Here is an 11,580-nt window from a genome sequence, read left to right as displayed (position 1 = left end):
GACAGCATGAACGAACGACTTGATCCGCGCCGGGCAAGGCGCATGTCCACGCGCATCCTGTTGGCGCTTTCGATCGGAAGTGGCGTGGTCGCCTGTGCCGAGGGCGGCTCGCCCGCCGGCTTCGCGCAGGCCTCCGTCGTCGCACCGTCGGCGGCGATGCCTGCCGCAGCGCCCGCGAGCGACACCGCGCGACCACCCGGGCCTGCCGGGACGCAGGCCCATGACGCCGCGTCGGACTGGCCCCCGGTGATCGTCCACAAGAGCCCCACCTGCGGGTGCTGCACGCTGTGGGTCGAGCACCTGGTCGACGCCGGTTTCAGGGTCCAGACGCGCGAGCACGCGCCCGACGCGCTGGAGGCGCTCAAGCGCGGCCTCGGCATCCCGTACGGCAAGGGCTCGTGCCACACCGCCGAGGTCGGCGGCTATTTCGTCGAGGGCCACGTGCCGGCGGAAGACGTCAAGCGCATGCTCACCGAGCGCATCGACGCCCGCGGCCTGGTGCTGCCGGGAATGCCGATGGGCTCGCCGGGCATGGAGATGCCCGATGGCCGCAAGGTGCCGTTCGCGGTCGAGCGTGTCGACGCTGACGGATCGACCACGGTCTACGTGCAACATTGAGCGTGTCCCGCCCCGCGGCCCCATGGGGGCAGGGCGGGGCGGGGGCTTGACTCTGGACCATGGTCCAGCCTGCAGACTGCAGCGATCCCCACATCCGGACACGGACGGAGCACTGCATGAAGATCGGAGAACTCGCCCGCAGGACCGGCGTCGGCATCGACACCGTGCGGTACTACGAACAACAGGGACTGATGCGTCCGGCCTCGCGCCTGCCCTCCGGCTATCGCCTGTTCGACGACCAGGACGTGTCGCGCCTGCATTTCATCCGCCGGGCGAAGGCGCTTGGCTTCACCCTGGTCGAGATCCGCGAACTGCTGGCGCTGTCGGACAACCGCGACGACGACATGGCCACGTTGAAGGCCACCGCGCAGGAAAAGCTGCGCGATGTCGAGCAGCGCATGCTCGAACTGGCGCGCGTGCGCGACGGCCTTCGCAGCCTGGTCGACGCCTGTCCCGGGCACGGCGCGCTTGATCGATGCCCCATCCTCAACGCACTGGCGGAGGACGGGGCATGAGCAACGGCGCCCATCAAGACGATCGCACGGGCCATTGCTGTGGCGCGGAGCAGGCGCAGGCCCGTGCGGGCCATGCCACCGATCCTGTGTGCGGCATGGACGTGGACCCGGCGACCAGCCCCCACAAGGCGACATTCGAAGGGGAGACGTACCACTTCTGTTCCGATCGTTGCCGGCAGAAGTTCGAGGCCGATCCGGCGCGCCATCTCGACGGAAAGGACGGCGCGGCCGGGGACGCCGGGCCAACGCCCCCGGCCGGCGCCATCTACACCTGTCCGATGCATCCGGAGGTGCGCCAGGAAGGGCCGGGTACCTGTCCCAAGTGCGGGATGGCGCTCGAGCCGGAGATGCCCGGCCTGGAGGACGAAGAGAATCCCGAACTGCGCGATTTCAGTCGGCGCTTCTGGTGGACGTTGCCGCTGAGCGCGATCGTGTTCGTGCTCGGCATGTTCGGCCAGCACTTGCCCGTACCGGACGCCGGGGCGCGCAGCTGGATCGAGCTGGTACTCGCCACGCCGGTGGTGCTGTGGGCGGGCTGGCCCTTCCTGGAGCGCTGCGTGGCGTCGATCCGCAATCGCAGCCCCAACATGTGGACGCTGATCGGGATCGGCGTCAGCGCGGCCTACCTCTATAGCGTGGTCGCCACCGTCGCCCCGGGCATCTTCCCCGCTTCGTTCCAGTCGCATGGACGGGTGGGCGTGTACTTCGAAGCCGCTGCGGTGATCGTGTCGCTGACCTTGCTGGGGCAGCTGCTGGAGCTTCGTGCGCGTTCGCAGACCTCCGCGGCGATCAAGGCGTTGCTTGGCCTGGCGCCGACCACGGCACGACGCCTGCGCGACGACGGCACCGAGGAGGACGTCCCGCTCGCGCACGTCCACGTCGGCGACCGGTTGCGGGTCAGGCCCGGCGAGAAGGTGCCGGTCGACGGCACCGTGCTGGAAGGACGTTCGAGCGTGGACGAGTCGATGCTGACCGGCGAGGCGATGCCGGTCGCCAAGGGTGTCGACGATGCCCTGATCGGCGCGACGATGAACGGCAACGGCAGCCTGGTGATGCGCGCGGACGAGGTCGGTTCGGGTACCGTGCTGGCCCGGATCGTGCAGCTCGTCGCCCAGGCCCAGCGCTCGCGTGCCCCGATGCAGCGCATGGCCGACAAGGTGGCCTACGGATTCGTCCTCGCGGTGCTGGCGGCCGCCGTGGCGACCTTCTTCGCATGGGGCTTCTTCGGTCCGGAGCCCGCCTGGACCTTCGCCGTGCTCAACGCGGTGTCGGTGCTCATCATCGCCTGTCCGTGTGCGCTGGGGCTGGCCACCCCGATGTCGATCATGGTCGCCACCGGCCGCGCCGCAAGCGTCGGCGTGCTGTTCCGCGACGCGGAGGCGGTCGAACGCTTCCGCGAGGTCGACGTGCTGGTGGTCGACAAGACCGGCACCCTGACCGAAGGCCGGCCTGCGTTCCACGATGCGATCGGGATCGAGGGCGTGGAACCGGACGCGCTCCTGCAGGTCGCGGCGAGCCTGGACCAGGGCAGCGAGCACCCGCTTGCCGAAGCGATCGTCGAGGAAGCGCGCCGACGCGACCTCTCGTTGAAGGCGGCGGAGGACTTCGAGTCGGTGACCGGGCTGGGGGTGCGCGGCCGTGTCGCCGGGCGCGAGGTCGTCCTCGGCAACAGTCGACTGATGGAAGAAGCCGGTATCGATCCCGCGCCCATGCGCGAGGCCGCCGAGCGCCTCCGGGAGGAGGGCGCCAGCGTCATGTTCCTCGCCGTCGCCGGGCGACTGCATGGACTGATCGCGGTCGCCGATCCAGTCAAGGCGTCCAGCAAGCCGGCCATCGATGCATTGCACGAGGCCGGCATCCGCGTGGTCATGGCCACCGGCGACGGTGAGACCACTGCGCGGGCCATTGCCGGCAGGCTCGGCATCGACGAGTTCCATGGCGAGGTGCGTCCGGAGGAAAAGGCGGCCCTCGTCAAGCGCCTGAAGGAGGAGGGCGGCTGCGTGGCGATGGCCGGCGACGGCATCAACGACGCGCCGGCACTCGCTGCCGCCGACGTCGGCATCGCCATGGGCACCGGCACCGACGTGGCCATGTCCAGCGCCCAGGTGACCCTGGTCAAGGGCGACCTGCGCGGCATCCTGCGCGCCCGTGCGCTGTCGGAGGCCACGGTCCGCAACATGAAACAGAACCTCGGCTTCGCCTTCCTCTACAACAGCATCGGGGTGCCGGTCGCGGCCGGCGTGCTGTACCCGTGGCTGGGCCTGCTGCTCAGCCCGATGGTCGCGGCGCTTGCGATGAGCCTGTCGTCTGTCTCGGTGATCTCCAACGCGTTGCGGCTCAGGCACGGTGCGGTCGCCGATCCGGGGGGCGATCCGGTGCCCGCCGACGGGGCGAGCCCGGAGCGGTCCCCCGGGGCCCATTCATGATGTCCTTTGAAGGAGATTCGATCCAATGAACAAGTACGCGAAATTCGCCGCCATGATCGCCACGTCCACCCTGGTCATGTTCGGGCTCATGTACCTGAACACCTACAGCCTGGACCACGTGTTCTTCAGCGAGACGCGCGCATACATGGCCATGGTGATGGGCGCCTCGATGGCCGTCGTGATGCTCCTGTTCATGCTGGGCATGTACGACGACGCACGCGCCAATATCGCGATCCTGGCGGGCAGCGCGCTCGTGTTCGCGGGTGCGTTGTGGCTGGTGCGCAGCCAGGAGACCGTCGACGACGTCTCCTACATGCGGGCCATGATCCCGCACCATTCCATCGCCGTGCTGACCAGTCGCCGTGCCCACATCTCCGACCCGCGCGTCCGCGAGCTGGCCGACGGCATCATCGACGCCCAGGTCCGCGAGATCGACGAAATGAAGGCCCTGATCCGGGACCTTGAAGCGCAGCCGGAAGACTGAACGCGCCCAACCGTCCCGCAACGGCCGCGCAGCGGGCCCGGCCCGGGCACGCCGTCCCGCCGCGGGTCGCGTCGTGTCCCCCCGCGGGCGCTTCCCGCGTTCGTCCTGGCTGCGGAACACGAGACTCCAAGGGTGGACACGGATTCACCACCCGCGGTCCCGTGCCGTGCGCGACAGGCTGAACGGAGGACGCGCCGATTCCCCGCTTTCGAATACGCCGGATCTGTAATAGTGTGTCATCCAAGGGGCGTATGTTGATGCGGACCGATGGCGACGGAAGCGTCGCGATCCGGCGGCATCGGTGGATCGCGAGGGAAGCCCCGGGTCGGTTGGTCGTGGTGCCCGCCAGTGATGGCAGGTGGCGCCGCGCTCTTCCCATCCGGGATCGCGGCATGCGAAGCTAGGACATCAGGGAAGGGGCATGTACAGGATGTACAGTAGGTATCCGTTGGTCGTTCGACTGGTGTTGCTCGTCGTCCTGCCTGCGCTGTTGGCCATCGGATACGGCTATTGGCTCCTCGCCAGGAGCCTGCCGCTCGTCGAGGGGCAGGCGAGCGTGGAGGGCCTCCGCTCACGGGTCGTCGTCGAGCGCGACCGCCATGGCGTCCCCACCATCACCGCCGCCAGCGACCACGACGCGTTCTTCGCGCTCGGATACGCGCACGCGCAGGATCGCCTCTGGCAACTCGAACTCCAGCGCCGCATCGCCGGCGGACGCCTGAGCGAGGTGTTCGGCAAGCAGAGCGTGCAGCAGGACATCTGGTTCCGCACCCTGGGGCTCGAGCGCGCGGCCCATGCATCGTGGTCTTCGCTCGGTGGTGAGGCGCGTGCGTCGCTGCAGGCCTACGCCGATGGCGTCAACCAGTACCTGGCGTCCGGGCATCCCCTGCCACCGGAGTTCCTCCTGCTCGGCATCGAGCCCGAGCCCTGGACCGTCTACGATTCGCTGGCCTGGGCCAAGGTGTTCGCGCTCAACCTCGCCGGCAACCAGTCGCGTGAACTCGAGCGCCTGGTGGCGGGCCAGGCCTTCGACGCGCGACGCATGGCGCTGCTGTTCCCCGAGTACGAAGCCTCCGGCGCCACGTCGCAGCTCGTGCTGGCGCCCGGCGACGTCGATGCCTATGCGCGGATGTCCGGTTTCCAGGCCTCCCTCGAGGAAGAGCTGCGCATCGGCGGGCGCTTCGTCGGCAGCAATGCCTGGGCGGTATCGGGCCGGGTGACCGGCGCTGGAGCGTTGCTGGCCAACGATCCGCACCTCGGCCTGCAGATCCCGTCCCTGTGGTACATGGCGTCGCTCAAGGGCGACCGGCTCGACGCCTCCGGGGCCACCCTCGTCGGCCTGCCGGTGGTCATCTTCGGGCGCAACCAGTCGATCGCATGGGGCGGCACGAACCTGATGGCCGACGTGCAGGACCTCTATTTCGAGCAGCCCAGGACCGACGATCCCACGCAGTACCGCGCGGGCGAGGCCTGGTTGCGCTTCCAGTCGCGCACTGAGTCGATCCAGGTGCGACAGGACTTCCCCGAGCAGCTCCGCGGCCCCTTGCGACCGGTGGAGATACGGGTCCGCGCCTCGCGCCACGGGCCCATCGTCAGCGACCTGTTCCAGGCCCTTGGCCAGCCCGCGGCCTTGCGCTGGACGGGCCTCGACGACGACGACACTTCGTACGAATCGTTCCTGCGGCTGAACTATGCCAGCGACTGGAGCGACTTCGAGGAGGCGCTGCGCCACCACGTGGTGCCCGCGTTGAACATGCTCTACGCCGACCGCCACGGCAACATCGGCATGCTTTCGGCCGGGCGCATACCGGTGCGCAGCGAAGGCGACGGCACGATCCCCGTCCCGGGCTGGACCGATGCCCACGACTGGACCGGGCACGTACCGTTCGAGGCGCTCCCGCGCGCCTACAACCCGCCCAGTGGCTTCCTGGTGTCGGCGAACAACAAGCCCGTGGATGCGGCCTATCCTTACCTGATCTCCAAGGACTGGGCGCCCCCGGGGCGCGCCGACCGCATCACGCTGCTGCTGGAGGAGGCCATCGGCGCGGGCAAGCCGGTGGACCTGTCGACGATGGCGCGCATCCAGGCCGACGAGCACAGCGAGCCGGCCCTCGCGCTGCTGGCCCGGCTGCTCGAGCACGAACCCAACAACGACGCCCAACGCACCGCGTTCGCCCACCTTCGCGAGTGGAACGGGTCGATGGATGCCGCCAGCCCGGCAGCGACGATATTCAACGAGTGGACGCGACAGGTCCGAAAGACGCTCCTGGCCGACGATACGCGCGGCTACTGGAACGCCGCCCAGGAGCGCCGCGTCCTGCAGGCGCTCGCGCAGTCCGTCGGACCGCAGGCGCTTCGCCAGATGCTCGACGATCCCACCGGTGCGTGGTGCGACAACCGCGGCACGCCCGACGAGCGGGAATCCTGCGACGAAGTCATCGACGTCGCCCTGGACCGGGCCCTGCGCGAGCTGGCCAAGCTGGAGTCGGACGACTCGATGGACGACTGGGCCTGGGGCGACGTGCATCGCACGCTTTACCGCCACGTGCCGTTCAGCGACAGTCGCCTGCTCAAGCGCGTGTTCGAACGCCGCATCGGCGCCGGCGGCACGCCGGACACGGTCAACGTCGCGAGCTTCGAGCCCGACCCATCGGGCAACGGCTACGTCCAGGACTTCGGCGCCGGCTTCCGGCAGCTGTTCGCGATGACGCCCGCCCGGGTTCGCCACCTGTACATGAACTCCACCGGCCAGTCGGGCCACCTGCTGAGCGGCCACTACGACGACATGGTCGAACCGTTCCGCGACGTCGATTTCCTCGAGATGGGCGATGCGGGCGGCGTACCCGCCTCGACGCTCGAGCTCCTGCCGCGCGCGCGCGCATCCGCCGCCACCGGGACATCGCAATGAACATGTTCGGTGCATTCTCGGCCAAGGCGCCCAACCGCATGTTCGCCGCGCTGCTGCTTGGCGCCATCGCCGGCATCGCCTACGCGGGCATCATCCCGCTGGTCCTCGCCGCCCTGGCCGATCCCGGCGCTTTTCCTGGCGTGCGCGACAACAAGGCCTACGTGCTGGGCTGGGAGATCAGCAACTTCGGCTTCGCCGCGTCCTTCCTCGGGCTGTGCGTGCTGATCCTGCTGGCACGCACGGCCTCGCAGGTCATCCTGATCCGTTTGTCGCTGGACGTCTCCACCGACATGCGCCGTCGCCTGTACGAGCGGGTCTCGTCGGCGCCGATCGCCGAGCTCGAGAAGGTCGGCATGCCGCGACTCGTCGCGGCGATCACCTCGGACGTGCCGATGGTGGTCGCGGGCGCCCGGCTGTTGCCCGACCTGTTCACCAACATGGTCACCCTGGTCGGCATGCTGGGCTACCTGTTGTACCTCAACGCGCCGGTGTTCTGGTTCGTGATGGGCTGCATCGGCTTCGGCGTGGTCACCTACCAGGTGCCCGCGCTGATCGCCAGGCGCTACCTGGTGCGCGCGCGCAACCATCTCGACGGGCTGCACGAATCCATCCGCGGACTGGTCCATGGCGCCAAGGAGCTCAAGCTCAACGATGCGCGCCGCGAGGACTACTTCCGCCGGGTGCTCGCCGAGGCCGAGCATCGCGTGCGCGACGACGGCAAGACCGGACAGACGGTGATGCGCATCGCGCAGAACTACGGGGACCTGATCACCTTCTTCGTGATCGGCGCCACCGCCTTCGTCTTCGTCAACTACCACGCGATCTCGCGACCCGAGCTGGTGGGCGTGATCATGGCGCTGCTCTACGTCACCGGCCCGATCGCGATCCTGCTGAACTTCATCCCGCAGATCATGATGGCCAGGATCGCGCTTCGCAAACTCAACGCGCTCTTCGCCCGGATCCCGGAGGAGGCCGTGGCGCGGGACGTGGCGCCGCGCCGCGACTGGCAGGCGATGCGTTTCGAAGGCGTGGGCTACCGCTATCTCGACGACGCGGGCGAGGCGGGCTTCGAGATCGGTCCGCTCGACCTGGAGATCCGCAAGGGCGAGATCACCTTCATAGTGGGCGGCAACGGTTCGGGCAAGTCGACGCTCGCCAAGCTGGTGACGATGCACTACCAGCGCCTCGACGGCGAAGTGCGCTTCGACGACGAGGTCCTGGGCCCGGCCAACATCGCCGGCTTCCGGCAGGGCGTGTCGGCGATCTTCTCCGACTACTTCCTGTTCGATCGCGTCCTCGGCCGCGAGGGCGCGGAGCTCAAGGACGAGGTCGACTCGCACCTCGTCGCGCTGGGCCTGGCGGGCAAGGTGGAGTATCGCGACGGGCGTTTCACCACGCTGGCGCTTTCGGACGGGCAGAAGCGACGCCTGGCGCTGGTGGCTGCCTACCTCGAAGACGCCGAGCTCTATCTGTTCGACGAGTGGGCGGCCGACCAGGATCCCGCTTTCAAGGCCTTCTTCTACAACGCGATCCTCCCCGGACTGAAGGAGCGCGGCAAGGCCGTGGTCGTCATCAGCCACGACGATCGTTACTTCGACGTAGCCGATCAGCTGGTGGTCATGGAGGACGGCCGGATCACCGACAGGAACCTGTCGGGAGCGACGCTCGCCCGCGCGCGGCAGGTCGCCAGCCAACAGCACGACCACGGCCGGCGCGTCGCGCCCGGGCCGCGTCCGGTCGATGCGACGGTGGCATGAGGCCGGAATGACACATAACGCCGCGATCATCAGTCCTCCAGCCCCGGCGCCGCGCGGCCAGCGCGGACGGCACCGTTGCGCGCGCCTGGCCTGGTGGTGCGCCCGCGGCCACGGCGCCGCCCACGCGCCCGCGGGAGGCCCAAGCGCCTGAGCGGAGGGGGTGCGTCGACCGTGGAGCGGTCGGCATTGCAGGGAGCGAGGCGGCGGCTTCGTTCGGGGGAACAGGGCAGGGAAGCACGAATGGATACGGACGCGAAGATGGACATGGACAGCCAGTGGGTGCCCTTGGCGGCGACCCAGCAAAGTCGCTGGTTCCTCTACCAGCTGGACCCGGAAGCGCGGGGCAACCACAACAATGTGTTCGTCGCCACCCTCAGGGGCGGCATCGATCCGGCGCGGCTCTGCGCCGCCATCGCCACCCTGGTCGAGCGCCATCCGATGTTGCGCGCGCGGATCGCCCGCCGCGAAGACGGCGAGCCGGTGCAATGGATCATGCCTGCCGATCCACTGCTGGAGCCCCTGCAACGCGTCGATGTCGCGGGACTGGACGACGAGAGCCTGCGGCGGCGCGTCGATGCCGAGGCATGGCGGCCCTTCACCGACCCCTGCGAACCGCTGATGCGCGCCGTTCTGTATGGCCGCACGGCGGAAGAGTCGGTGCTGCTGCTGGCGTTCGACCATCTGGTCTGCGATGGCTGGTCCTACTGGGTGATGCTCGACGAGCTCAAGGCGCTGATGGGCGACGCGCCTGCCGCTCCCCCCCGGAACGACGGACGCCACCGCTACTTCGACCACGCACGTGCGCAACGCGACTGGCTGGCCTCGCCCGCGGCGGAGCGGAAGCTGGCGTACTGGCGGGAGCTCTTCGCGGAAGAGCCCGACGTGCTCGCACTGCCGGTCGACCGGCCGCGTTCCCGGCGCGGCGCCGCCGAACAGGCTTTCCACACCTTGACCCTCTCGCCGCGACAGAGCTGGATGGTCAAGGCCCTCGCGTCCGCGCATGGCGGCTCGGTGTTCGCCGTGCTGCTGTGCGCCTACCAGGTGATGCTGCACCGTTACAGCGGGCAGGAGCGGGTCGTCGTGGGCTCGGCGCTGCCCGGGCGTTCGCGCGGCGACTGGGAGCGCGTGGTCGGCGACTTCGTCAACCTCGTGGCCCTGCCCGCGGACTTCAAGGGCGATCCGACGGTGGCCGAACTCCTGCGCAGCACCCGGCGCGGCGTCCTGAAGGCCATCGCGCACCAGGCCTATCCCTTCCCGATGCTGGTCGAGCGCCTGGGCGCGGGTCGAGACAGCGGCGAGCATCCGCTGTTCCAGACCTCGTTCGTCTACCAGAACCCCCGCCACGCGGGTGAACTCCGTGCCCTGTGGGAGCCCGAAGCCGATTCGGCGCCCGTGTCGCGCTGGGGCGGGATGACGGTGCACGCCTTTCCGCACCACCACCGTGTCGCCAACGACCGATTGCCGCTGTCGCTCCATGCGATGGAGCTGACCGAACGCATACGCTGCGACTTCGTCTTCGATCCGGACTGCTTCGAGCGCGCCTCCGTGTCCGGCCTGGCGGCCGCGTTCGAGTCCATCCTGCTGGCGATGACCGAGTCGCCAAGCGCCCGCGTCTCGGCGCTGCCCTATCTCGGGGAAGGCGAGCGGCATCGCTTGCTGGAGACGTTCAACGACACCGCCGTGGAGATCCCGCGTGCCGCGTCGTTGTCCGCCCTGTTCGACGCCCAGGCTGCACGCTCGCCCGCCGCGCCCGCCATCCGGTACCGCGGGCAGATCATGACCTACGCGGAGCTCGCCGACCGGGCCGACCGCATCGCACGCGGACTGCGCGCCTGCGGCATCGGCAGCGAAACGCGCGTGGCCATCTGCATGGAACGTACGCCGGCGATGGTGGCCGCGATCCTCGGGGTGTTGAAGGCGGGGGGTGCCTACGTGCCGCTCGATCCCCGCTATCCCGGCCAGCGCCTGCAGGGCATCCTCGACGACAGCGGGCCGCGCCTGGTGCTCACCGACGACGCGCCGGCGGATGTGCTGGGCACGCTGCGGCTGGAGGGCATCGGGTTGCGCTCGCCCGACGCGCTGATGCGGGCCGGCTCCGCCGAGGGTGCCTCCTGCCTGGCCGAGGATGGCCCGCGCGCGGACCATCTCGCCTATGTGATCTACACCTCCGGGTCGACCGGTACGCCCAAGGGCGTGGCCATCGAGCACCGCAACGCCGTCAACCTCCTGGCATGGGCGCATGCGTCGTTTTCGCCAGAGGAGTGGTCCAACACCCTGTTCTCGACCTCGATCAGCTTCGACCTGTCCGTGTTCGAGATGTTCGGGCCCCTGACCTGTGGCGGCTCGCTCACCCTGGTCCGCGACCTGCTCGAGCTGGCCGAGACGGCGGAACTGCCACCCGTCACGCTGCTCAACACCGTGCCCTCGGCGATGGTCGCCCTGCTCGACAGTGGCCGGGTCCCGGCGACGGTGCGCACGGTGAACCTGGCCGGTGAAGCCCTCAGGGACGAACTGGTCGAACGCATCTTCGCGTCGACGCCGGCGACGGCGGTGGCGAACCTGTATGGCCCGTCCGAGACGACGACATATTCGACCTGGGCGCGCTTCGAGGCTGGCGAGCCGGTTGGCGTCCACATCGGCCGGCCGCTATGGAACACGCGGCTGTACGTGCTCGATGCGTATGGCCAGCCGGTGCCGGTGGGGGTGTCGGGCGAGCTGCACATCGGCGGGGCGGGCGTGGCGCGTGGTTACCTGGGGCGCGAGGCGCTGACGGCGGAGCGTTTCGTGGCCGACCCGTTCGCGGGCGAGGCGGGTGCGCGGATGTACCGCACGGGCGACCTGGTGCGCTGGCGCGCGGACGGGACGCTGGAGT

Annotated in this window: 7 protein-coding genes; all 7 read left to right on the top strand. The window is 69.3% G+C overall.

Features of this window, described 5'->3' with window-relative positions; translation table 11 throughout:
• The first annotated feature begins 6 nt into the window (after nucleotides 1–6).
• Nucleotides 7–618: a DUF411 domain-containing protein gene (locus H4F98_RS07675; RefSeq protein WP_246372977.1), complete on the top strand. Its 612-nt coding sequence runs from the start codon at nucleotides 7–9 to the stop codon at nucleotides 616–618.
• 116 nt (nucleotides 619–734) lie between these two features.
• Complete coding sequence (locus H4F98_RS07670; protein ID WP_182686443.1) at nucleotides 735–1,133, top strand: heavy metal-responsive transcriptional regulator; 399 nt, start codon at nucleotides 735–737, stop codon at nucleotides 1,131–1,133.
• Nucleotides 1,134–1,228: 95 nt separating this feature from the next.
• The gene (locus H4F98_RS07665) at nucleotides 1,229–3,559 is read left to right on the top strand and encodes a heavy metal translocating P-type ATPase (RefSeq protein WP_246373008.1); all 2,331 of its coding nucleotides are present in this window, start codon (nucleotides 1,229–1,231) and stop codon (nucleotides 3,557–3,559) included.
• A 25-nt stretch (nucleotides 3,560–3,584) separates the two neighbouring features.
• Nucleotides 3,585–4,043 (top strand): DUF305 domain-containing protein, encoded by a 459-nt coding sequence (locus H4F98_RS07660; RefSeq protein WP_182686439.1) that lies wholly within the window; start codon nucleotides 3,585–3,587, stop codon nucleotides 4,041–4,043.
• Between the two features lie 421 nt (nucleotides 4,044–4,464).
• Nucleotides 4,465–6,951, top strand: coding sequence for a penicillin acylase family protein (locus H4F98_RS07655; RefSeq protein ID WP_182686438.1), 2,487 nt, complete (start codon nucleotides 4,465–4,467; stop codon nucleotides 6,949–6,951).
• The gene (locus H4F98_RS07650) at nucleotides 6,948–8,708 is read left to right on the top strand and encodes a cyclic peptide export ABC transporter (protein ID WP_182686436.1); all 1,761 of its coding nucleotides are present in this window, start codon (nucleotides 6,948–6,950) and stop codon (nucleotides 8,706–8,708) included. The genes H4F98_RS07655 and H4F98_RS07650 overlap by 4 nt, the downstream gene beginning before the upstream one ends.
• Nucleotides 8,709–8,948: 240 nt before the next feature.
• The coding region (locus tag H4F98_RS07645; RefSeq protein ID WP_182686434.1) for a non-ribosomal peptide synthetase at nucleotides 8,949–11,580 on the top strand (2,632 nt) is incomplete at its 3' end.

Origin of the sequence: Marilutibacter spongiae, from assembly GCF_014145325.1 — a bacterium.
Lineage (GTDB): Bacteria > Pseudomonadota > Gammaproteobacteria > Xanthomonadales > Xanthomonadaceae > Marilutibacter > Marilutibacter spongiae.
This window is presented reverse-complemented; position numbering and strand designations above follow the sequence as displayed.